At 49.9% G+C, this 21,191-nt stretch carries 26 protein-coding genes and 2 pseudogenes; 17 read left to right on the top strand and 11 right to left on the bottom strand.

Annotated elements, in window-relative coordinates:
* Positions 1-148: 148 nt before the first annotated feature.
* Positions 149-1,321, top strand: a pseudogene (locus N836_RS77420) (serine hydrolase domain-containing protein).
* A 509-nt stretch (positions 1,322-1,830) separates the two neighbouring features.
* Here the strand turns inward: N836_RS77420 and N836_RS45585 are convergent.
* A complete protein-coding gene (locus tag N836_RS45585; RefSeq protein ID WP_023071327.1) occupies positions 1,831-2,781 on the bottom strand; it encodes a LysR family transcriptional regulator in 951 nt (316 codons plus the stop codon).
* A 177-nt stretch (positions 2,782-2,958) separates the two neighbouring features.
* Here N836_RS45585 and N836_RS45590 point away from each other — a divergent pair, with 177 nt between their 5' ends.
* The gene (locus tag N836_RS45590) at positions 2,959-3,828 is read left to right on the top strand and encodes a glycine betaine ABC transporter substrate-binding protein (RefSeq protein WP_023071328.1); all 870 of its coding nucleotides are present in this window, start codon (positions 2,959-2,961) and stop codon (positions 3,826-3,828) included.
* Positions 3,829-4,152: 324 nt separating this feature from the next.
* Here N836_RS45590 and tnpC read toward each other — a convergent pair whose 3' ends face one another.
* From tnpC to N836_RS77845, 4 genes are all read right to left on the bottom strand, one after another.
* A complete protein-coding gene (tnpC, locus tag N836_RS45595; RefSeq protein ID WP_442785772.1) occupies positions 4,153-5,481 on the bottom strand; it encodes an IS66 family transposase in 1,329 nt (442 codons plus the stop codon).
* Positions 5,463-6,417, bottom strand: a protein-coding gene (locus N836_RS75185) for an IS630 family transposase (RefSeq protein ID WP_200867392.1) whose coding sequence is annotated in 2 segments (ribosomal slippage) — positions 5,463-6,078 and positions 6,077-6,417 — 957 coding nt in all. Because the reading frame shifts where the segments join, the coding sequence is not laid out codon by codon here. Before N836_RS75185 ends, tnpC begins: the two co-directional genes overlap by 19 nt.
* 231 nt (positions 6,418-6,648) lie before the next feature.
* Positions 6,649-6,876, bottom strand: coding sequence for a hypothetical protein (locus N836_RS77425; RefSeq protein WP_235071041.1), 228 nt, complete (start codon positions 6,874-6,876; stop codon positions 6,649-6,651).
* Between the two features lie 105 nt (positions 6,877-6,981).
* The gene (locus N836_RS77845) at positions 6,982-7,116 is read right to left on the bottom strand and encodes a hypothetical protein (RefSeq protein WP_023071333.1); all 135 of its coding nucleotides are present in this window, start codon (positions 7,114-7,116) and stop codon (positions 6,982-6,984) included.
* Between the two features lie 234 nt (positions 7,117-7,350).
* Between N836_RS77845 and N836_RS45610 the strand changes: the two genes are divergently transcribed.
* The 4 genes from N836_RS45610 to psbA all read left to right on the top strand — a co-directional run bounded on the left by N836_RS45610 (position 7,351) and on the right by psbA (position 10,085).
* Positions 7,351-7,866 carry a hypothetical protein gene (locus N836_RS45610; RefSeq protein ID WP_031291868.1) on the top strand — a complete coding sequence of 172 codons (516 nt, stop codon included), beginning with the start codon at positions 7,351-7,353 and terminating at the stop codon, positions 7,864-7,866.
* A 424-nt stretch (positions 7,867-8,290) separates the two neighbouring features.
* On the top strand, positions 8,291-8,443 hold the full coding sequence (locus N836_RS76375) for a hypothetical protein (RefSeq protein WP_161634935.1): 153 nt from the start codon (positions 8,291-8,293) through the stop codon (positions 8,441-8,443).
* Between the two features lie 102 nt (positions 8,444-8,545).
* The gene (locus N836_RS45615) at positions 8,546-8,812 is read left to right on the top strand and encodes a hypothetical protein (protein ID WP_023071335.1); all 267 of its coding nucleotides are present in this window, start codon (positions 8,546-8,548) and stop codon (positions 8,810-8,812) included.
* A 190-nt stretch (positions 8,813-9,002) separates the two neighbouring features.
* Positions 9,003-10,085 carry a photosystem II q(b) protein gene (gene psbA, locus N836_RS45620; RefSeq protein ID WP_023071336.1) on the top strand — a complete coding sequence of 361 codons (1,083 nt, stop codon included), beginning with the start codon at positions 9,003-9,005 and terminating at the stop codon, positions 10,083-10,085.
* Positions 10,086-10,196: 111 nt separating this feature from the next.
* Here psbA and N836_RS74435 read toward each other — a convergent pair whose 3' ends face one another.
* Entirely contained in the window at positions 10,197-10,388 is a 192-nt protein-coding gene (locus N836_RS74435; RefSeq protein WP_235071042.1) for a hypothetical protein, read from the bottom strand.
* A 562-nt stretch (positions 10,389-10,950) separates the two neighbouring features.
* On the opposite strand from N836_RS74435, the gene N836_RS0137270 reads away from it, so the two are divergent.
* Positions 10,951-11,184, top strand: a complete 234-nt coding sequence (locus N836_RS0137270; protein WP_023071338.1) for a DUF2811 domain-containing protein — start codon at positions 10,951-10,953, stop codon at positions 11,182-11,184.
* Between the two features lie 219 nt (positions 11,185-11,403).
* Here the strand turns inward: N836_RS0137270 and N836_RS45630 are convergent, their stop codons facing one another.
* Complete coding sequence (locus N836_RS45630) at positions 11,404-11,625, bottom strand: hypothetical protein (RefSeq protein ID WP_023071339.1); 222 nt, start codon at positions 11,623-11,625, stop codon at positions 11,404-11,406.
* Positions 11,626-12,392: 767 nt separating this feature from the next.
* Between N836_RS45630 and N836_RS76380 the strand changes: the two genes are divergently transcribed.
* Positions 12,393-12,551, top strand: a complete 159-nt coding sequence (locus N836_RS76380) for a hypothetical protein (RefSeq protein ID WP_023071340.1) — start codon at positions 12,393-12,395, stop codon at positions 12,549-12,551.
* Positions 12,552-12,644: 93 nt separating this feature from the next.
* Entirely contained in the window at positions 12,645-13,103 is a 459-nt protein-coding gene (locus tag N836_RS45635; RefSeq protein ID WP_031291873.1) for a hypothetical protein, read from the top strand.
* A gap of 287 nt (positions 13,104-13,390) precedes the next feature.
* Here the strand turns inward: N836_RS45635 and N836_RS45645 are convergent, their stop codons facing one another.
* Positions 13,391-13,741, bottom strand: coding sequence for a hypothetical protein (locus N836_RS45645; RefSeq protein ID WP_023071343.1), 351 nt, complete (start codon positions 13,739-13,741; stop codon positions 13,391-13,393).
* Between the two features lie 161 nt (positions 13,742-13,902).
* On the opposite strand from N836_RS45645, the gene N836_RS45650 reads away from it, so the two are divergent.
* The 8 genes from N836_RS45650 to N836_RS45685 all read left to right on the top strand — a co-directional run bounded on the left by N836_RS45650 (position 13,903) and on the right by N836_RS45685 (position 20,099).
* Positions 13,903-14,487: a hypothetical protein gene (locus tag N836_RS45650; RefSeq protein WP_023071344.1), complete on the top strand. Its 585-nt coding sequence runs from the start codon at positions 13,903-13,905 to the stop codon at positions 14,485-14,487.
* Between the two features lie 123 nt (positions 14,488-14,610).
* Positions 14,611-15,090 carry a hypothetical protein gene (locus N836_RS45655; protein ID WP_023071345.1) on the top strand — a complete coding sequence of 160 codons (480 nt, stop codon included), beginning with the start codon at positions 14,611-14,613 and terminating at the stop codon, positions 15,088-15,090.
* A gap of 331 nt (positions 15,091-15,421) precedes the next feature.
* Complete coding sequence (locus tag N836_RS45660) at positions 15,422-15,835, top strand: hypothetical protein (RefSeq protein WP_023071346.1); 414 nt, start codon at positions 15,422-15,424, stop codon at positions 15,833-15,835.
* Positions 15,813-16,271 (top strand): hypothetical protein, encoded by a 459-nt coding sequence (locus N836_RS45665; protein WP_031291875.1) that lies wholly within the window; start codon positions 15,813-15,815, stop codon positions 16,269-16,271. The genes N836_RS45660 and N836_RS45665 overlap by 23 nt, the downstream gene beginning before the upstream one ends.
* 5 nt (positions 16,272-16,276) lie before the next feature.
* Complete coding sequence (locus tag N836_RS45670) at positions 16,277-17,017, top strand: hypothetical protein (protein WP_023071348.1); 741 nt, start codon at positions 16,277-16,279, stop codon at positions 17,015-17,017.
* Positions 17,018-17,389: 372 nt separating this feature from the next.
* Positions 17,390-18,175 carry a ParA family protein gene (locus N836_RS45675; RefSeq protein ID WP_031291876.1) on the top strand — a complete coding sequence of 262 codons (786 nt, stop codon included), beginning with the start codon at positions 17,390-17,392 and terminating at the stop codon, positions 18,173-18,175.
* Positions 18,172-19,179, top strand: a complete 1,008-nt coding sequence (locus tag N836_RS45680; protein WP_023071350.1) for a ParB/RepB/Spo0J family partition protein — start codon at positions 18,172-18,174, stop codon at positions 19,177-19,179. Before N836_RS45675 ends, N836_RS45680 begins: the two co-directional genes overlap by 4 nt.
* A gap of 455 nt (positions 19,180-19,634) precedes the next feature.
* Entirely contained in the window at positions 19,635-20,099 is a 465-nt protein-coding gene (locus tag N836_RS45685) for an NYN domain-containing protein (RefSeq protein WP_023071352.1), read from the top strand.
* Between the two features lie 109 nt (positions 20,100-20,208).
* Here the strand turns inward: N836_RS45685 and N836_RS77430 are convergent, their stop codons facing one another.
* The 3 genes and pseudogenes from N836_RS77430 to N836_RS45695 all read right to left on the bottom strand — a co-directional run.
* Positions 20,209-20,613, bottom strand: a complete 405-nt coding sequence (locus tag N836_RS77430; RefSeq protein WP_023071353.1) for a hypothetical protein — start codon at positions 20,611-20,613, stop codon at positions 20,209-20,211.
* Positions 20,597-20,863 (bottom strand): hypothetical protein, encoded by a 267-nt coding sequence (locus N836_RS77435; protein ID WP_023071354.1) that lies wholly within the window; start codon positions 20,861-20,863, stop codon positions 20,597-20,599. Before N836_RS77435 ends, N836_RS77430 begins: the two co-directional genes overlap by 17 nt.
* Positions 20,856-21,191, bottom strand: a pseudogene (locus tag N836_RS45695) (hypothetical protein); the annotation flags it as partial. The pseudogene N836_RS45695 and the gene N836_RS77435, both read right to left, overlap by 8 nt.

Raw genomic sequence — 21,191 nt, forward strand, 5'->3', positions numbered from 1 at the left:
ACGCACCGTATCAGAAAGCCTTACCGCCAATCAGAAGATCGGTGTCTCTCTCCTTGATGGCGAGGTCATGCTCACCGAAGATGGATCACGCCTGCCTGCTCTCGAGGCCGTCGCCGAGCGTGCCATTTCCGAAGACCTAACCGCCAACATGGTAATTGGCGTCTTGCTGCCGGACGGCGAGACGGTCTGGATCCGCGAAGGCACACTAGCCTTCGAGAGTGACCGAGAGGCAGACGAGCACAGCCTCTACCGCGCCTACTCGCTGACCAAACCGGTTACCAGCCTTGCAGCTATCCTACTGATCATCGACGGCGTTATCGCTCTCGACCAGCCAATCAGCGACTTCATACCGGCCTTCGCCGACATGCAGGTTCTCATAGATCCGGATAGCTATGGAGAGACGCGGTCTGCCGCGCGGGAGATCACCATCCGTCATCTGCTGACCCATACGTCCGGCCTTGGATACAGCACCATCCCAAGTGGCCTATCGGAAACCTATGCACGCGCTGGAATCGTACCCGGCCTGCGTCTGCCGCATCCACTAGCCCCGATCTATGGCGAGGAGCCTGGTTCGCTGCGGGCCTTCGCCGAAAAGGTCGCGGAGTTGCCGCTGCGCGTCGACCCCGGCACCGAGTGGCACTACAGCATCGGGCAAGACGTCCTCGCTGCCGTGATTGAGACAGCGGCTGACCAGTCCTTCGAAAGCTTCGTTCAGGCTCGCATCTTCGCCCCGCTCAGCATGGACGATACTGGCTTTGTGGTTGCACCCGAGGATCTCAGCCGCCTGACCACCAACTATGCGTGACTGAACGGCGAGATCGTTGTCCACGAGACGCCGAACACGAGTGCCTATGCCGCTGCGCCGCCCTTCCCGTCAGGCGGGGCAGGCCTCATCACGACACCAGAAGATTATCTACGGTTCATGAGCGCACTGGCGAATGGTGGGCAGGTCGAAGGCATGCAGGCTCTGCCGAACGCCGCCGTCGCCCTTGCTATATCTAACCTTCTTCCAGACAACATCAGCTTCGATGGTTTCGGTGCCTTCTCCTCGGAGGGGCAAGGGTTTGGTGCGGGTGGACGCGTCTGGATTCGGTCAACCAATATCGAACCCGTTGGCACCTACGGCTTCGCCAGCGCGGCCTCGGCCATTGCCACGGCCGTACCGAGCCAGAACACGGCCATCGTGATGATGACTCAAATGCTGTTTGCGACAGAAATGGACATGATGCAAGACATCACCGAGGCTTTTGCGTCTGATGTGCTGAGCGAGGAGGAAACTGTCGGATCTGAGTCTCTTACAAACAGCGGTGCTGCTCGATAGTGTTTGATTCATTCAATACAGCCAGGCACACCCTCAAAGGATGTGAGGCAATGAACATGATTCGAAAAGAGGGAGGCTTCGGGTATGATTTCACCAGGACGCATGGCAACGAAGCCGCTCTTCACCTCTGAAAGGAGCACATAACAGTAACGAGAGAGGGGCGCAAGGCAGGAACAAAGAGGTGTATCCATTGAAAAAAGAAAAAGTCTTTGATGTAGTGGGCGAACATCCAAATGTCGTTAGTGATTGATAAGGGCTCGCAAACAAGATTTTCAGTTCACTAAGCGCAAATAGCTTGAAAGCCTTCGGAGCAAGGGATACGTTAATTAAACGTCTTGTTTGGAAATAATACTCCCAAGACAGACTGTTTGCTCAAAGGCGGCACCTAGTCAACGGGGTGTAGATTCGCTTTGATTGGCTGCGAGCCTCGCAACTCTATTTGAGGTTAACGACTAAGATAAGCGGCGATAGATAACCTTTGCATCACCACCAACTTTCGTGCGCTCGCTTCATCGACTTGTTATGCCGTGATTATTGCCTTTAGAGAGCACATGCATCGCTGCAAAATCGTTTTTTCGTCCCAGCATAAAATCCGCAAATGCTCGAATTCTAGAGGCTACAAAACGTCGGTCAAGATAACAAATCCAGACCGGAATTTCTGGTGGTCGATAGGGCTGAAGAACTTCTACTAAATCTCCCTTAGAAAGCGCTTCAGCTCCAAGAAATTCTGGCATCTGGCTGAGGCCCAAACCTGCGATCGTAGACTGAACAATCGCATCCGAATTGTCTACCACCAAGGCACCTGTCGCCGCATACTGTTCCCTGCTGCCATTGACCGAAAACGTCCAGGGATAGAATCGCCCCGTTGCTCGATTGCGAAAATTGAGGCAAGCATACTGCGGCAACTGTTCTGGATGCTGTGGCGACCCATGCTGGGATAGATATTCCGGCGAAGCGCACACCACCATCGAGTAGGTAGTTAATCGACTTGCGATCAGATTGGCGCGGTCGCTCAGTGGCCCAGTGCGGATCGCGACATCGATCCCCTCAGCAGCTAGATCGACAGCATGATCGTCTATTGAAACGTCTAGCATTAGGTCTGGAAATGCCTGTAGGAATTGCCTCAACACAGGGACCACACATACTCGCCCAAATGCCTCAGGGACACTGAGGTTTAATTGCCCCCTCGGGGCAAGTTGATGATTCCCCTGAATTTCAGCTACGAGCAGATCGAGGTCGAATAAAAGCTGTTTGCAACCCTCGTAAAACCTCGTCCCGTCTGGTGTCAAGCTAATGCTACGGGTAGTGCGATGAAATAGCTTAATGCCCAAGTCGGCTTCTAAGCGGCCAACGGCTTTGCTGACAGCCGACGCCGAGAGGCCCAAACTATTAGAGGCCCCAGTAAAGCTTTGCGCCTCTGCAACCCGCACAAATGCTTGGATGTTTGACAGACTTTTCACGTCGGATTAATGAAAAAAAGTAAAAAGAGAAGTGAAATTCAGCCTCTTCACAGGAGATTCTAGATCGAATAGTCTGTAATCAAGCATCTGACGCGGCTGCACTCAACCGTTCTTTACATAAAGAATTTGGCCAATAGAGCGTCCACATCAAAGAGATATCCACTTTGAGGAAAAACTATGAAAACTATGATTGGCGCAGCAACGACTGCGATCGCACTGCTCGTTCCCATGGCTGCCTACGCAGCTGAGGCCACAAACATTCAGTTGGGGCAGGTCGGTCTGTCGTTCTATGCAGTCAAGGGCGGGGTAGTCCAAGAACTACTAGAGCGCGATGGCTACACTGTTGAGGTAACAGAAGGCTCCCATGCAGAAATCTTTCCGATGCTGGGTGAGGGTGACGTTGATATTCTCGCGGCGACCTGGTTGCCCAATGGTCATGCTGCTCTGTACGAGCCCGTTCAAGACGTCACGTTTCCCATCGCACCCCTCTATGAAGACGCGCGATTTTTCTGGGTTGTACCGTCCTATGTGCCAGAAGATGAGGTCAACTCCATTGCCGATCTCACCGATCCAGACGTTCGCGCGAATTTTCCCGACCAGATTACCTCATTACCTGAGGCCACTGGTCTGACCACTGGAGGACGGCGCGTGGTTGAAGCCTATGGCCTAGATGAAGCTGGGTATGAACTGGTCGCGGCTCCGCCTGCTGACTGGCTGAGCACGTTTGAAGATGCGATCGCTGCCGGTACCTGGGTTGTCTTTCCCCTCTGGCAGCCCCAGTGGGTTAATGCTGCGTATGATGTGCGCGCCCTCGAAGAGCCCCTAAATGCCTACGGAGACCCGGACAGTGCTTATCTTTTAGGGCATAAAGGTTTAGCAGATAAACTCTCACCGGAATCTTTGGAACGTCTCTCTAATGTTCGCTTGAGTGTCGAAGATGTCACCGAAATGGACCGAATGGTCAATGTTGACGGACTCACCCCTCGCGAGGCAGCGCGTACTTGGATGGACACTAATCAGGAGACTGTTGAGTCTTGGGGATACTGACTTTTTCAAAGGAGGAGGAGAAACAAGCCAGGAGCTCCCTGCTTCCCCTCTCCTTAAGCTACAGTCAGCCGGGAGGTATAACGCCGCGAATCAGCCGCACAAGGGGCGAGCGTCGGCTGCATTTGTCTTGTTAGGCGGCGTTTCTGTTACGCTGCATGAACATTCAGCGATGACCCTCTAAATCACCGGCGCGATACCGCCGGGCCGGCGGACCATCCTCCGGCTCCGACAGCACCGCAAGCGCAGCCACCTGAAAATGGAACATTCATAAAGGGCCTCTTTGCTTGACTCTTCGTGGATTCTAGTGAGATTTTGAGTAATTGCTCAACTCGGTTGAAAGAGAGATAAGCCAGGAGAGAGAGCAGTTTGAATAGCCTTGAGAGCCGATAATCCTTGCCGTTTTCCAGTATTAATGACCGAGCGAACAGCGGCAAACAAATCGCGTCCCCACTCAGACCGGAACCCATGGGTTACTTTTCGGAAGACAGTACTCATCCGAATGGCTTGCTCGCTGGAATTATTGGTGGGTGGGATCGTCACATCTTCCAGGAAGACAAATAAGTGCTCTTGAATATCGTTATATCGGTTGCGTAATCGGATGCCATCCGCTTGGTCAGGCTGCAGGTCCAGGATCCGTCGTAATCGCCGTTTAATATCCAATCGATATTGATAGAGTGTCGAGGGGGCCAATGACTCACGGCGTTTGTGAATGGATAAGGCCCGTAACAATAGGTGCTTCATGACCGGGGCAAACACCGCATCTCCCGCATCGATAGCAAATTGGCAGTCTCTGAGCTGATGAGCCAGACACACTTGCCAACGGGCGGCGGGATGACTTTTTTGAGCACTAAATAAATCCGAGACCCATACCTCAGGACGATGGTCACCTAGGACATCGTAGATGACACTTGCCCCTCGAGTAGCACACACCACATGAAAACAGACATCCTCATTTTGGAACACCCATTCCCATTCCGTGTGGCCCTTCACCCGAGCACTGGTCTCATCCGAGCAAATCAGTCGTGACTGCTGGAGGTGAGCATGCATCTCGGCCATAGGCTCGATTAATTGATGCCGTACTCGCGCTAACAGATTGGCCAAGGCTCCTTCGGAGATAGAGAGATTAAAGATCTCGTCGAGCAATTGATGCAACCGTTCATAGCTGATGGCGTGACCATACCGTAGATAGGTCACCAAGCTCTCGATACTAGCCCCAAAAGGTGATCCACCGGCCAAGGCGTCCGGCACCGGAGCCAAGTCCTGCTGCCCACAACACGGACACGTTCCTTGATAGCGTTCCACACGGGTCACTATCGGTTTGATCTCGGGCAACTCCAACTTGTCGTAACGACTATGCAATTGGTGATGGGTTTCGGGAATTTCAGCTTCACACGTTGAACATGCCGTCACTCGGGCTTCTACGGTGCGGTCTGGATTTGGGCTTAACGGACGTCCCCCGCCTTTTCGCCCTACGCTAGCCTCTCGCCGCACGCCACCTTTTTTGCGGGTTTTCTGATTGGCTTTGATGTCCTGTGACGGCGGTTTGCTTGAATTCTTGCTGGTCTTTTTTGGGCGCTTTTCTATCTCGTCTAAACGCTGACGCAGACTCTGCATTTCTTCCCATATAGCGTTTCCTAGTCTAGTGAGGTGCAATAGCAGCAGTGGGTAAACCAGCTTAAAAGATCTTCTAATGACACCCTTTCAAAGGCCTCCTCAACAGCTTTTTCTAAGTCGGGATAGGTTCTTGCGCCAATGGCCCGTAATCGAGTCTTAATCTTGGACCAACAGTTTTCAATCGGTGAAAAATCAGGAGAGTAGGGCGGTAGATAAATCAATCGAGCGCCAGCCGCTTTAATCATGGCCTCCACATCCTTTCCAAGATGAATCTTGCAGTTGTCTAAGATGACACACTCGCCTTTCCACAGATTAGGGACCAGCTTTTGGGAAATAAATGCCTCGAAGGTAATACTGTCAACAGCTCCCAAAATGGAGAGCTGAGTAATCACACGATTTAGGCTAATGGCTCCGATTAACGATACATTTTTGCCTCGTTTATTCGGACGGTTGCCATGGGCTCGTTGACCTTTCGGAGCTCTGGCAAACAAGCGTGTCATCGCCAGGTTGACCCCGGCTTCATCGATAAAAATCAGGTCTTTCGCTAGAATCCCCTGCACCAACTGCCAATATTCAAAGCGTTTGCGCTGAACACGCTCGCTTTCCTTTTCACTCGGATGGAGCGTTTTTTTTGAGGGTCAGATTCAGCCGTTTGATCATGCGGTCTACGGTAGACCGTCCAATGAGTACGCCAGTGGCGTCATGGAGTTTCTTCCGCAACTCGGCCAGGGTCGCATCATTATGGTCATGCACCAATTGTTCAAGGATGGCTAATTGGTCTGGATTGAGTTTTGGAGGGGTTTGCTGGGTACGGACTTTGGGCTCAACACGGCCCGTGTCGCGATATTGCTTGAGCACTTTACCCACAAAACTGGGAGCGACTCTAAAGCGTTCAGCGACCTTACGTTGGGAAATGCCACCGGCGAGATAGGTCTCCACAACTTTCTGACGCAAGTCAGTTGAATACGGCTTCATATACTGGCAATTTCATTCTGTTGAGCAATACTAGAGTTCTACCTTATCTGAATGGGAAACGCTATAACATCCTTATCAGAGTATCTTTTGCCTCTGGACTTAACTGGCTTAGATCAGGAAGTTCTTGCATTCAAATACGTTACAGATTCGGCTCTAGGAAAACAATCCCCTCCGGGGGAGTTGAGCAATTACCATAGGTTTAAGAGTACAGGTTGCGATCACAATAAAAACTTATAGAGCATCCTGTTTTTTCAAACGCTTTAGCTCATTCTTGTCATCATTAGTGAAGTAGTAAGCCTCTACTGGCTGAGCATTACCTAATTTCGCTCGTAGTTTCTTAGCATAGTCACTCGCCTGGCCTTCTACCTTGCGACGTTTCTTAGTATTGCTAGTTCTTCGATTTTTGCCGTTCTTTTGATTTTCTGCACCAGCTTGATCAGCCAAATCGAGATATTTCACCTCCACAACAGCAAACTGACCATTCCCATCCGTAAAGACTAAATCCCCTCGCCCCTCATTTGCTCGACCTGGGTCATACTCCCATTCATCATCAATCAGAAAAGGCTAGTTGGGTAGCAGCTGAGAACTTTTCAAAACCAACTCCCGATTGAGGCCATACTCTCCAACCAAATCCCAATCACTTCCAGCAAAATAGGCGCGCAGCACTTGATCACGATGTTCAATATCAGATTGATTCATTTTCAGAAGAGGTCTTGTCGTCAGGTAGTCCAGTAATTCCGTTAAAACAAATCAGAGTTGCGATCGCAACGCCCAACCATCTCTGTGACCCCCATCACCAAACTTACTCAGCCAAATTCAGAAACCCCTTAAGCAACCTTCAGTTATCCGTCAGATAGCGTTCAGGTAGCCCCGGCATTCTAGTAATCAATGAAGCAAACAAACACTTCACTGATTCACCAAGGAGCTTTAACCATGAAACGCACACTTCTTTCCGCCTTAACTATTCTCGTTGCTTCCGCTGCCGTTGCTCCCATCGCATCCGCCGCTGAGCCCGCTAGCTTCAATATTCAATCCGCTCGCCTGGAAGCTCTAGACGCCCGCACTAAGAACACTGTCCACAAACTACGCCTTGAGCACCTCAACAATCAAACCAAGGCTATCGAAGATATCCAAGCCACTCGCCTAGACGCACTGGATGCCCGCACTAAGGCAATCGACAACATTCAAGAAGCCCGCTTAGACGCATTAGATGCTCGTACCAAAGCCATTGACAACATCCAAGAGACTCGCCTAGATGCGTTGGATGCTCGCACCAAGAACAGAGTTCATAAGCTACGTCGGGAGCACCTCAACAACCAAACCAAGGCCGTCGAGAATATTCAAGCTACTCGTCTGGAAGCGTTGGATGCTCGTACTAAAGCTGTCGACAACATCCAGGAAGCTCGCCTAGATGCGCTGGATGCTCGTACTAAGTCCGTCGTCCGCTGACAGAGCGGGGCGTATTCAGGCTAACCAAGTTTGGGTGCCGAGTGCGTCTCCGTACATCCGTGAAGCTTCATTATCTTTCATGAGGCACCCTTCTCTCTTCAAATTCTCTCGTTCCTACAACACACACTTCAAGCCTCGACCGATATGGTGGGGGCTTTTTTATGGAGTTGACAGACTCAAGGCTTACGGCAACGACCAGAAAGACCATATCTGCCAAGACAGATCGCTCATATGTCAATAAAAAATTAAAAAGTTTACATTTATTCATGTATAATTAATTTAGTGATGACTGCTGAGCGGGATTGCAAAGCCGACTCTCCTCGGTTACCTCAGCTCAGGCCAGGGCGCAGCTGTCGCCCTATTTATTCTTGATGACGCAGGGTACGCTGCCCTACAAGCTGTTGATTCGCTAAGGACATTTACGATGCACACTCGCCGCCCTCATGACGATGTTAAGGTCGCTGTTTACGCTGCACAGATGGCAACCCCTGAGCGGCTCAACGCTCAAGACATCATCGGAGTGCTATGCATTAGCATCGGGACATTGATGGCTGTATGGCTAGGCGCATCCTTCTAAGCCACTGGCATCCACACATTAATTTTTTCAAGCATGACACCCAGGTCTTATGGCCTGGGTGTTAGCGTATGTAGCGCAGAACCAGGATGGGGAGCGTGGCCTATGAGTCGTTTAGATCTCAACAGAGTCGGTCAGCTATCAGACTTTGATGTGCGCGATGCGGAGCTACAAAAACCGATTGTATTTCGAGCCAGTTTTAATCACTTCGAAACCATTAACTTGTCCCAAGCCTGGTCGTTATGGGTAACGGGCTGCCGAGATGATGGCGTTTTCGGCATAACAGCCACAGCTGGCTGGTTTTGGACCCTCAGTGTGATCAGTGCCCTCAGCCTGATTATCATCGAGCACCTTTCGATGCATAGACCCTAGACTAGAAGCAGGACATGGGGATGTCTGTGTTACACCCCTGTAATAAGAGCGTCTTATCACAGGGGTTTCTCATATTTATGGGCGGCTGTCTTTACAAAAGTTTACGGTAATTGCTAATCTAATTACATACATACCTGTTCCGCTTGATTAAGCCATCGGTTTAGTTAGGCACAACCGCCATTATTTTGTTATGACTACAACTCTCCAACAGCGCCAAAGCGCTAGCTTGTGGGACCAATTTTGTGAGTGGGTTACTAGCACCGACAACCGTATCTATGTAGGTTGGTTTGGTGTGCTGATGATCCCCACGCTACTTGCTGCCACTGCATGTTTCGTAATCGCCTTCATCGCCGCTCCGCCCGTTGACATCGACGGTATCCGTGAGCCCGTTGCAGGATCTCTGATTCTCGGAAACAACATCATTTCTGGTGCTGTTATTCCTTCCTCCAACGCTATCGGTCTACACTTCTACCCCATCTGGGAAGCTGCTTCCTTGGATGAGTGGTTGTACAACGGTGGCCCTTACCAGCTGGTAATTTTCCACTTCTTGATCGGTGTATTCTGCTACATGGGTCGTGAGTGGGAACTGTCCTACCGCTTGGGTATGCGTCCTTGGATCTGTGTTGCTTACTCGGCTCCTGTAGCAGCTGCAACTGCAGTGTTCTTGATCTACCCCATCGGTCAGGGTTCATTCTCTGATGGTATGCCTCTCGGTATCTCCGGTACGTTCAACTTCATGCTTGTTTTCCAGGCTGAGCACAACATCCTGATGCACCCCTTCCACATGCTTGGTGTGGCCGGTGTCTTCGGCGGTTCCTTGTTCTCCGCGATGCACGGTTCTCTGGTAACGTCCTCCTTGGTGCGTGAGACCACTGAGACTGAGTCCCAGAACTATGGTTACAAGTTTGGTCAGGAAGAAGAGACTTACAACATCGTTGCAGCACACGGCTACTTCGGTCGTTTGATCTTCCAGTACGCATCCTTCAACAACAGCCGTTCCTTGCACTTCTTCTTGGGTGCCTGGCCTGTCGTCGGTATCTGGTTCACTGCACTGGGTATCTCCACGATGGCGTTCAACCTGAACGGATTCAACTTCAACCAGTCGATCATCGACTCTCAGGGTCGTGTGGTCAGCACTTGGGCTGACGTCATCAACCGTGCCAACCTGGGTATGGAAGTCATGCACGAGCGTAATGCTCACAACTTCCCGCTCGACTTGGCCGCTGGTGAAGCAGCTCCTGTTGCTTTGGTTGCTCCTTCCATTACTGCATAGGCCGTTCAAGCTTGATAACACTTTGATCTAAGAGAAAGCGGTGCTGTCCGGATTGAACAGCACCGCTTTTGGTTAATGAGGCAGTAAAAAAGGGGCCGAAGCCCCACGCCGCTAGTAAGCAGACGGCGGATGAACCACCACCCGGACGCGCCCACCTCGCTGGCCGCCAGGCAACCGGATAGACCCCTGAGGCACAGTGACCGGAACCGAGACAACAAACCGCGTAGGACCGTCGGAGACCGAGCGCACTAAAGCTGAATAACCCACGACCGCCACCCAGCGCTGAGCGAAAAAGGTCGGCAAGAACCCAAACCAGCACTCAGCCACGCTGCTGCAATTGAAGACGATTAAACCAAAGTAGGGTTGACCTAGGGCAGTAAACCCTTACTAGTCATAGGTTTGAACGTCAAAAAATTCTCATGAACTAGGCCAACCTGCGTAAATTCACCACTTTATTTTTCTTAACAATAGACGGAGTTTTCCCCAGGGTTTTCCTTAGCTTTTCCCCAGGTCGAGCAGGGTTCTCCCCAGGTTGCTACCAACGCTCAAGGCATTCCCGTAATCTGGGGAAAACGTAAATGCATGGGGATCAGTCTCAATTTGTAAATGAATATAACGAAAATAGTCCCCTAACCCTCTTGGTTTCGTTAGGCATTTTTTCGCATTAGAAAAATATAAAGAGAGACAGACATTGCCATTTACTAGGCCCTCCTGCACAATGAAGCTCCACTGATTGAGGTGACCTGGTTAAGTCTCCTTCGTCCTGTGTTCCCGATGCGGCTACCCCGCTTATAGCTGCGATAGGGCAAGACTATACAACCAGGCCCTAATTTGTTGTGTCTAGAATTAATGAGGTGTGAGACTTATGACAACAGCTACTGCAACCACCGTTGCTGTAACCACAGCCACTGTTAGCCTTATGGTAGAAGTCCCCGAAACGTTACATCTATCGATGCAGGACTACTTAAATACCCATGAGCTATGGAGTCAGGAGCGCGTAATGCAGGCTGCACTTTCTCTCTTTCTCATGCAAAATGGGGTGAATCAGCCCCATGTAAACAAGCTCTATTTGGATAGTTTGTTTGGCTGCGCAGCATAGCGATGGATCGGCTGTGTTTATACGTGCATCAGAGAATGTACAAATACAGACTGCTTAACAACTGACAATCATCCAAATTGCAAAAGCCTGGGCCAAGAGGTTCGAGCTTTTGTGTGTTAGAGCCAACCCACGCCCTCACGCTTCCATCGTAGCGATGTTCTGCGTTGCAGTTCTGTGTTGGTAGGAATTGCAGTGTTAGCGTTGAGATCGCAACACCCCTTACCACTCCATCAACCTCGGATCAAAATCACTACTATCCACCGCTTCCGCCGGACCACCCACCTCATCCACATCCTGCATCCACGCCTCAAACCGCGCCGCCTGACTCAACGCCACATGATACGGCAAAGGTCGAAAATACTTCAGCTTGCCCGTCGCTGGCTGCGATCTAGGCAACGGGGCGACTACCTGGCTGGCAATTAGCTGTTTCGGTCGGCGCATCAGTGCTTATCCTACAATTGAACGGCTTGATTCTAAACGGATGACATTACCGCTCGCGGTGACATCAACCACAACACTCCATAGAGCTATCTCACTGATAGGCAGAAACAGCAGTGAAAAATAACAACATTAACGTTTGTATCAGAGAAGAGATTTTGAAGCACTACAAGAATATGCTGTACACATGAGTTGAAAAGCTCATAGTCGCTACACAAGGAGGTCTAACGATAGATATTTCGATAGAATCATCCGACAGTTCAAACACAGCACCCAAACACAGCACTGATATTTCTTCTTACTTGCACTAGAGAGCCCTGTTTATAGTAGGTTCACCTGGTATACAACAACTCTGAGAAGTCTTGTTTAATGTAGAAGAGTCCCTCAGTCGATTGTTCTGGGTGCTGTTGTGCTTTAAAGCTTCACAAGCTCAATCGCCCAACGCTACAACTCACTGGGCAACAGCAAAAGGCAACCCAAGAATCCTTTAGTCAACATCAAAACAACTCATTACGCTGTGATCACACACCCAACCTAAGCAAAAATGATGGTTGTGTAAGCAGGCGATAGGGTTATTTTGCCAAGGGGGTTGGTCTGCCACATATCGGCATACAGTGGATTCACGGACAAAGCATACTATTGCATAACTTCCTATCTCGAACCCTATATCTAAGTAGACAGCACACTGTATTACTTACCTAAATTTTAGATACCTCTAAATTTAGGCACCCTCTATATCTAAATCGAAGCCCCCATGGACGCTAAGGTTCATGGGGGCTTCTTATATTGAATGGATCTTGGCCAGTTGCGAACTGGCCGGTCAGTACTGGCGCGTTGGTGAAGCCACTCCAGAGGAGTATCGCAACCGCCTAACCTTCCTTGTGACCTCTATCACCACATTCCCTCAGCCAATCTCAGAAACCCCTTAAGCAACCTTCAGGTATCGGTCAGACAGCGTTCAGGTACCCCCAGCATTCTAGGAATCAATGAAGTTAATCACTGATTCCCAAGGAGCTTTAACCATGAAACGCACTATCCTTTCCGCTTTAACTATTCTTGTTGCCTCCGCTGCGATCGCACCCGTCGCCTCCGCCGTTGAACCCACAAGTTTCAATATTCAAGAAGCTCGCCTCGAAGCACTCGACCGCCGCACCAAGAACACCGTCCACAAACTACGCCTTGAGCACCTCAACAATCAGACCAAGGCCATCGAAGATATCCAAGCGGCTCGCCTAGAAGCACTCGATGCCCGCACTAAGACAATCGACAACGTCCAAGAAGCTCGCTTAGAGGCTTTAGACGCTCGTACCAAGAACACCGTTCACAAGCTACGTTTAGAACACCTCAACAACCAGACTAAAGCCGTTGAAGATATTCAAGCCGCTCGTTTGGAAGCATTGGATGCACGCACCAAAGCTGTCGACAACATCCAGGAAGCTCGCCTAGAGGCCCTCGATGCTCGTACTAAGTCCATCCGCTAACAGATTGCTGAGCTGTTGCGGTACTCAAGCCAAGCAAATGACGGATGCATTCGTTATTTGCGCGTCAGGTGAGCTGTTGTTGCTCAATGCTCAAGAGATATCCATTGCCTTAACGAACCTGACAGAAGTTGAAGCACAAGCTTGGGTGCCCGGTGCAGACTCCGTAATCTGTGAAAGGCTTCATTCTCAGGGCACCCTTTTCCTACTCAGACTCTCCCTACACACACTCTAGAGTCCTCACCAATTGGTGGGGGATTTTTTGTTGAACAAAATCATTAATCAGTCAGTCAGTCCTCACCATTCTCATAATCTTCATCTGGATCTGGGGCCAGATCAGTCAAAGTTTGGATCGTCTTTTCAATTTCATCTAGCGCCTCACGAATCGTAAATATCTGAGCATCCAAATCAAACGCCAGATCAAATACTTCCGGCCCTTTACTCATAACGCCATTATTCACAAACTCCATCGCCAATTGATGTAACCGCAGCAGGTCTTGACGAATCTGAGGTGGCCGAAAATCCTCATCATCCCCCAACAATTGCCTCAACTGATCAACATGATCCACCGCACTCAGCAACCGAGTCGTTTCAAACCCTTCATAGATCTTTTGGCGATACTCCTGAGTGTACTGAGGCATCTGGCAAGCTCCCAATGGCAATGGCGACCTGACGGTAACATCGTTGGGGGTAGGGGCTCAAGTCAGGAGCAGAATACAGGAGGCTTCTGAATCTTACATTCTGTCTCCTAACCACACTGTCGTATGCTAACGGAACACGGCGGGAGAACAGGAATAGACAAATGACCATCACCTACACCAACCGCAGTTTACAGACCTACTATCTGCATCAGGGCACCACAAAAACCGGCAAGTCCAAGTACTTTTTCTCAAAGAAATCCGAGGGAAACCTGGTCGAGCAAATTCCTGATGGGTTTGAAATTTACGAAAGTCCTCATACCCAGGTCTTTTTGCGTAGGATTCCAAAGAAGATTATTACAGATGCCGAAGTGCAAGTCGTCAAGCAGGGTATGGAGAACTTTTCTAAAGTCAAGCCTTTTATAATCGATGTCAAAAAAGAGATTATTTATATTTTTACCTCCAGTAACAACACTGACCAGTTATCAGAATTTGTCAGAGCAACCGCAGATCAGTTTAATCGAGATGCCGATACGATAGAACAGCTTATCCAGCAGTCAATTCGGTATACATCTGACCTACGTTTTACCCTGATTGACAAGCAAAAGCGACGCTTTCAAACGGAGCGGTATTGTTACCTTGGCAGAATTGATGATTGGATCCACATTGGCCATGAAGACTCGCTAGACGTGCTGGTCAAGACCTACTTACCCCATCTAGGACAAGAGTCATTTTTTGAACTGCATTAACCACAGCTGTAGAGTTGCGTGCAGCCCAAAGGACATGTCTAACGCTTTTCTTATATGCTCTGAAACTTGTGAACTGCCCACGGATAGATCATCTAGAATATCGTTAAACCAATCAATAGGGTCGTGGAACTCGGTCACCAGTTTAAGCTAGTCATCATCAATAGCGACATTTTTGTCGGTAGTCAATTCAACGCTCAGCAATCTGAGCAATGGTTGCGGCATGAAATGAATGGTTACCCAGATAAGCCATTCGTCATTGTCACCTCCGCCCATGAGCTATCAGTTTTATCGGCCATGATTGCGCTAGCCAATCGTTTTGATCCAGCACACATTACTCTGGCAGTCTCCGGCAATGAATCAGTCACCTTTAGAGGACCATCATTGACTGAAATCGAGGGTAATATCTGGGCAGCTCTTAAACAACACTATGGCTTGCTCGACACCGATGTCATTCGAGTAACCAATTGGACCGGTTTGAGGATGTCACAGGACGCCTCGCTATATACCTATAGTGCTAACAGCTGGTTGAAACCAGAACAGAACCCAGGATTTGCACCTATTGCACAGATTCTCACTGATAGGGATTCTCAAAATCCTCATTGATGACAACCAGAGCAAAAGCAACACCATTGGTCGTCACATGAGCAATAGATGATGCTCTTGGCGTATTTCGTGAAGGCTATAGAGTAACTTTTGACTTCTTTGCGATCACAACATTTATAGATTCTACCGCTCCATACCTACGTCGCCATGACATTGTTGTTGCAAAAATAATGTCAACTTTTTTCTTAACCGATTAACCCTTGTTGCCACGGCCTTAGAGATTATTGCACAAAGCCTAAAGCCCTGATTTCATAAGGATTTAGCCCTTGTCTCTTGTAGAAAAATGCATCTATACTCACATCACCTGGACGCAGCCAGCAAGGAGCACCCCATGAACCCCAAAATTAAACAACGATCCAAACGACGCCCTAGACGACAACGACGCTACCGCCTCATCACCAGTGGCCTACTCATGCTACTCAGCTTTAGTCTTGGCTTCGGCCTCCGATTCCAAGCCAAAGCCGCCTCCGCTAAGAAAGACCTCTGCCAGGACATAATATCCAGCCAGGCCGTTCTCTCACGACAACAACTCACCCAGCTACTCACCGTCCCCGAACGAGAAAACCGTCAGGCCATCGAAGCGATTGCCGAAGACCCCTACTGCACCCTAACGGCCATCGAAGTGCGGGCCGGAGTCTCAGCCGAACGCGCTGCCTATCCCCTGGCCTTTGATCCCAATACCTGGCTTGTAGTGCTGTACGAAGATGAGGAGTATGTGGGCTATGGCTTTAAGCTTCAACACTAGGTGCACATTGCAGATAGCCAGCGGGGCACTGCTCACCCTGCTGGCTGCCTGCCAGTCAGGTCCACCATTACCACGTACCATCACCATCCAACAAACCTGGGAACTCCAGGTGGGCAAACAGGTGGGCAACTACCGCATTAGCAGCGGTCTCGGCGATATCACCCTGGAAATGGGCGGTGACCCAGTGCAGATGCCCTTTGATGGCAAACTCCAACCTATGGATGATCACTGTCTTGCCCTCACCAGTCCAGAAGTGCCTGCCTACCTGTTTCGCCTCTGCGGCATCAACCGTCCTAACCTGGGACAGCGTTCCCAAGGTCACACCATTGGTCGCGCAGAGCGACTAGTTTTTGCTGCTTTTCGCAAAGAACCCGATGGCACCTGGGCTCTGATCGAACCTGCCACTGAGCTAATTGAACAATTTCTAACGGAGTAACCTCCATGCACCGGTCGCTTTCCTGGTCGATACCCATCGGCCTCATTTTCCTATGGGCCACTCCGGCCCCGGCCAAGGACATCGCCCTTACCTTTGATTCACCTCCAGCTAAGACCGCAAAGGCACCCCCCCGCAGTGACGCAGTTAGCCTCAGCTTTGTCCCCAACCCCACACAGGCCTCCCCAACACCAATTACCCAAGTCGTCCGCTATGCCTTAGAAACCTTATTCCACAGTGGCAGCAACTCCCTCGTTGCTCGCGCTGTGGGCAGTGCCGAGGGGACCCGCACCCCCGATGGTGGTTACACCGCTGCCTACTATGGCCATGTAGACCCTGGCAACCAAAAATGGAACCTGGGCAGCTTTTCCTATCAGCATGGGGCCAGGTCTCCCACCGATGCCGATACCAAACAGCTGAAGCGACTATACCAACAGGCGCTTGACCTACGGCAACAGGCCAGCCAGCACCAGGTCTCCCTTTCCCTAGCCGAAGAACTTAATGGCATAGATCTAGCTAATCAAGCACCGCTGGCCGCCCTGGATCGGGGTTATATTGACTGGCTTGCCATTGCCCGCCAGCAATCCATGAGTGAAGCTGACCGAATCATTTGGGCCAGAACCCGCGCTTTTCTCGATCCTGATAGCGGTCGCTGGAATGCCCCTGGTCTTGGTAATACTCTAAACTCTATCCGCTGGGACCAGGCCCGACGGCAACAAGCTGTGCAACAGGCCATTGAAATGCACTGAAGCAGGTGAGTAACAACACAACAAAAACTAACGAAGATCACAAAACTACTTTGGAATACACCTGGAACAGCCTGAATCCCTACACAGAGAAATAAACGGTGAGAAATCACCCGCTCTCCCATCTCTCAAATCCTCTAAATAGCACAGTCCGTATCCCCTGGCAGCCATGTCAGGGGACTTTTGTCACGTAACATACTGTGAATTCTGAAGCGACTCTAGAGTGAGCGAGCACCTTACTCGATAAGTTTTTCAATTTAAAAATCCTCGGATTTAGTGTGTGCAGATGTCGCATCCTACATTAGTATGTTGACCATCAATCACTGACGTGCGACATCGCACGTCAGCCCTCCACCGCATCCTCCATACCTAAACATGGCGACAGTAGTAGCTTTCTTTAATATGTCGGGGGGAGTTGGCAAAACTACGCTGACGATGAATATCTCCCATTTACTTGGGGAGCAGCATGTCAACACCCTTGCGATCGACATGGATCCGCAAGCCTCACTGACCACTTTTTTTGGCCTCGATGCCTACGGTTTAGAAGCAACCATCTTTGACAGCTTAATGAACCGAGCACCCTTGCCCATTGATTCCAACCATTGGTGCGATCTCGTTCCTGCAAATCTTCAGCTTGCTCAGGCAGAATTACTACTAGCTGGCGAACTACGTCGAGAGTATCGTCTCAGAGATACCCTTGAGCAGACACACAATAAATACGATGTCATCGTTATTGATGGTCCTCCCAGCTTAGGCTTACTTTCCATCAATTGTCTGGTAGCTGCCGACTTCTTATTGGTCCCCCTCAGCACCAATTACAAAGCAGTCGAGGCAACTATGGGCCTGCTTCGAGTCAGCATTGAACTTGCCCAAAAAGTCAATCCTGACCTGAGAGTACTGGGTCTCATTCCAACCATGTACGACAAACGAACCTCTGGTTCACGCAGGGCCAATGATGCCATTCATGAAATTGCAGCACAGCTGCAGCTACCCATGTTTGACGGCATGAACGTATTTGATCCAGTACCCGTGCGCACTGCAGTGAGCGACTCACAGGAAGCGCATCAACCCCTTGCCCAATTCGATCCTAAAAATGACTGTCTTAAAGTCATGCGAGCAATTTCTAAAGCCATTGCCCAGCAAGTTGAGGTAACCGTATGAGTTCAGCAACTAAACTACGCTCTACCTCAATGGTAGGCAACATTTTAGGAAATTTAACCTCTGAGGATACGGCCCAGACCATAGCGTCCATTGAGAATCCAACAGCAGATAATTCTTTCGTTGAACTGCCGATTGCCGAAATCTGGCGACCCAAACAGCAACGTCTTTTCTTTGATCCCCAGGAGATCGAAAAGTTAAAGACCGCTATTCAAGAAGAAGGATTTCGCGGAGCAGTCTTAGTTACTCCCCTACCTCCAAAAAGTGAGGCCCTGTCCCAAGGCTTTAAATATGAATTGGTCTTTGGTGCCAGTCGCGTCACCGCTTGTGAAGAACTGGACCACGAAATCATTCGTGCTGAAATTCAAGAATTAAGCCCACAGCAAGTCAGACGCATCCGCTTCGATGAGAACATGGTGCGCAAAAACCTCAATGCCTTTGAGGTACTTTTGGGCTACCTGGAACTGATGGCCGATAAAACTGCAACCACCCCAGATGTGGTTGAGCAAGAGCTAAACCAGATGAGCAATTCTGCCAAACGTGGCAATGGTATATCAGAGGATATCAAAACTCGTCTGGTAATGTATCAGGCGATCCTTGACCGATATAACGGTGGCAAACTCACCAGCTTCCGCACAAAACTAATTAAGTTCAAAAGCCTACCCGATGATGTCAGGCAGGCATTAGACGCAGGGCAAATTGATGCCTCGAAAGCCCTTGAGATAGGTAGCGTCAGAGACGATGAAGATCGTGACGATTTACTGTCGTGGATTATTGATGTGAATCCACCAGTAAAGGAAATCCGTCAAGCCAAGCGTCAACAAGCAGAATCTAAGAACACTGCCAAAGAGAAAAAGCCATCTCCAAATATGAAACGGGCCACAACAGCCGTTGATGGGCTGAGTCTACTATTAAAGGGCGATGTCTTGAGAAAGAAGAATAAGCAGGTCGGCACTATCCTTGATCAGATCAATGAATTAGTCGCCCAAGTTCAGGAGCTAACCTGACGTGCGACGTCGCACGTCAGGTTCAGAGTTAGGCCTGATCTGGTAGTAATCCAATGGTTGCAGAAGCAACTTACGGAGTGTCAAACGGTGGAAGCTGTCCTGGTTAAACTTGTTTTACTTGGATCTGCGAGGACATCAGAACCAAACTGGATTGCCCCCCATAATCAGCAGCTCCTGGCGGCTCAAAAAATAGACGGCTATACTATTGGACAGCTCAGCCGCTGATAAAGTCGCGAAGCTTATAACTAGGCCTACATAGCGATCGCAGGTGCGCGCTATACGGGTAACCCAAGAAAATGCCCCAACTGCTAGGGCAGACAGGGCCTATCTTCGGTTGCTATGTAGTTCTAGCTGTAGCCACCCAACGGTGTGTTTTTTCAAGAACCATACTGTTGGATAGCCATAGTTAGCGTTCTTTTAAGCATCTCTGAGCCTCGTATCACAGAGGACTCATCATGTCTCAAAGCAAGAAAAAAGCGCCACCAACCGTGGCGATCTTTGCCGATGGGCAAAATATTAATCTGTTCAAGGACAGCCAGCCGATCATTGCATTCGCCAAAACACTAGGGCGTATCTCCCAGTTATCGGCCTACCATAACTGGCGACAGCTCAAGGAAACGAAAGCACAAAAACTTCTGACCGATGGCTGGCTGTGTATTGATATTGCAGGCAACGGCAAAAATAAGCTCGATGCATTGCTCATCCAACACTGCCAGCAACTATGCAGCACCTTACAACCTGATGTCGTTGTGCTAGTGACGGGTGACAGTGACTTTCGATGTTTGATCGAAACTTGCCAACGCTCGGGCCAACAGGTTGTAGTGATTGGTCGCCGGAACTATGTCAGCCACTGCTTCCACCGCTTGATACCCAAAGGAGTGCATTACATTGAGGATTTGAGGATGGCGGCCTTCGGCTAATTATCCAGCGGCACCGGGCGAGGCTGTGAATTATTGACCGCCTCGCCCAGTGCCTGTTTGAATGCAAACTAGCCAGAGTTATTAGACTGAACCCAAAAGTGGACAGATCTTAAGCAATCCAAAGGTGCTCAGTCCCATAAAATCCGCCACGCTGCTCCAATCTAAAGTCACCCAGGAGTGCCGCCATCCACACCTCCACCAATGGCATCTTTACTTGTCGTTGTAGATCAATTAATCGTTGAGGAACGCCGGTCCCTTGCATCGATAAGTTGTCGATCCAAACCGATACATTCTCTGAATGCGCCACGGCCAGCGCTTGCTCCTTAACCGCTTCCTCAGTTAACGCATCCACTAACGCCAGAACAGAGGCTTTATCCACATCCCCCACTACAGACTCATCATCGGCCACGGGCTCAAACGGATCGCGTTGGTTGGCACGCTGTACCAGGTCTGAAAAGTCCAATTCTTGAGTCTGTAGGGTGATTCCCTTAAGCCAGTCACCATCTAACACCATCTAACACGGGGCCATTCGTATTATGAACATCTTGCCAGTCATCCCATAGGATTTCAGACTTGGCCTCACAAATATCAGCCAGCTGGGCTAGTACTTCCCCACCGAGCCGCAACTGCTCGCGCCACGGCAGCTCCATCATTACCCCCTCAAACTGCTGCCAAAGTTCTAAAATATTCGCTTCTTCCGGCACATAGGCGGCATCTTCAAAGGCATCACCCAAATCTAACTCCAGCTGACGAACACTAACCATCGCCCACTCCAAGATGATCAAAGCCTCCCTTCAAAGGGCAGTCAGGAATGGGACACTCAATAGGCTCTAACCGAATCTCATTGGAAAAGTGGGTGATTCCATAGCGTTCCGTGAGATAGGGCAGCATCTTTTGAGAGACATAGCGTTCTAACTGTCGTCGCCGATATCCGGCACAGTGAATCGGCTTAACCTCCAAAACTTTCTGGCCGTTGTGAATCACGGTTGCGCCAATGGCATGAACCGGAGCATCCTTGCGCTTTTCCCGCCAGATATAGAGGTTGGCATAGGGCATCGAGGATTCTGCCACGTCTAGAGAAACGGTCTCTAC

The organism is Leptolyngbya sp. Heron Island J (genome assembly GCF_000482245.1).
GTDB lineage: Bacteria > Cyanobacteriota > Cyanobacteriia > Phormidesmidales > Phormidesmidaceae > Leptothoe.

Coding starts and splice junctions, on each gene's coding strand:
- N836_RS45635 (WP_031291873.1), top strand. CDS start 12,645: ATGAAACGCACTATCCTTTCCGCTTTAACTATTCTTGTTGCCTCCGCT.
- N836_RS45630 (WP_023071339.1), bottom strand. CDS start 11,625: ATGCGCCGACCGAAACAGCTAATTGCCAGCCAGGTAGTCGCCCCGTTG.
- N836_RS45645 (WP_023071343.1), bottom strand. CDS start 13,741: ATGCCTCAGTACACTCAGGAGTATCGCCAAAAGATCTATGAAGGGTTT.
- N836_RS45650 (WP_023071344.1), top strand. CDS start 13,903: ATGACCATCACCTACACCAACCGCAGTTTACAGACCTACTATCTGCAT.
- N836_RS76375 (WP_161634935.1), top strand. CDS start 8,291: ATGCACACTCGCCGCCCTCATGACGATGTTAAGGTCGCTGTTTACGCT.
- N836_RS76380 (WP_023071340.1), top strand. CDS start 12,393: ATGGGGGCTTCTTATATTGAATGGATCTTGGCCAGTTGCGAACTGGCC.
- N836_RS45685 (WP_023071352.1), top strand. CDS start 19,635: ATGTCTCAAAGCAAGAAAAAAGCGCCACCAACCGTGGCGATCTTTGCC.
- N836_RS77430 (WP_023071353.1), bottom strand. CDS start 20,613: ATGGTGTTAGATGGTGACTGGCTTAAGGGAATCACCCTACAGACTCAA.
- N836_RS45615 (WP_023071335.1), top strand. CDS start 8,546: ATGAGTCGTTTAGATCTCAACAGAGTCGGTCAGCTATCAGACTTTGAT.
- N836_RS77845 (WP_023071333.1), bottom strand. CDS start 7,116: ATGAATCAATCTGATATTGAACATCGTGATCAAGTGCTGCGCGCCTAT.
- N836_RS45670 (WP_023071348.1), top strand. CDS start 16,277: ATGCACCGGTCGCTTTCCTGGTCGATACCCATCGGCCTCATTTTCCTA.
- N836_RS45590 (WP_023071328.1), top strand. CDS start 2,959: ATGAAAACTATGATTGGCGCAGCAACGACTGCGATCGCACTGCTCGTT.
- N836_RS45680 (WP_023071350.1), top strand. CDS start 18,172: ATGAGTTCAGCAACTAAACTACGCTCTACCTCAATGGTAGGCAACATT.
- N836_RS45660 (WP_023071346.1), top strand. CDS start 15,422: ATGAACCCCAAAATTAAACAACGATCCAAACGACGCCCTAGACGACAA.
- N836_RS45610 (WP_031291868.1), top strand. CDS start 7,351: ATGAAACGCACACTTCTTTCCGCCTTAACTATTCTCGTTGCTTCCGCT.
- N836_RS45665 (WP_031291875.1), top strand. CDS start 15,813: ATGGCTTTAAGCTTCAACACTAGGTGCACATTGCAGATAGCCAGCGGG.
- N836_RS45675 (WP_031291876.1), top strand. CDS start 17,390: ATGGCGACAGTAGTAGCTTTCTTTAATATGTCGGGGGGAGTTGGCAAA.
- N836_RS77435 (WP_023071354.1), bottom strand. CDS start 20,863: ATGGTTAGTGTTCGTCAGCTGGAGTTAGATTTGGGTGATGCCTTTGAA.
- N836_RS0137270 (WP_023071338.1), top strand. CDS start 10,951: ATGACAACAGCTACTGCAACCACCGTTGCTGTAACCACAGCCACTGTT.
- psbA (WP_023071336.1), top strand. CDS start 9,003: ATGACTACAACTCTCCAACAGCGCCAAAGCGCTAGCTTGTGGGACCAA.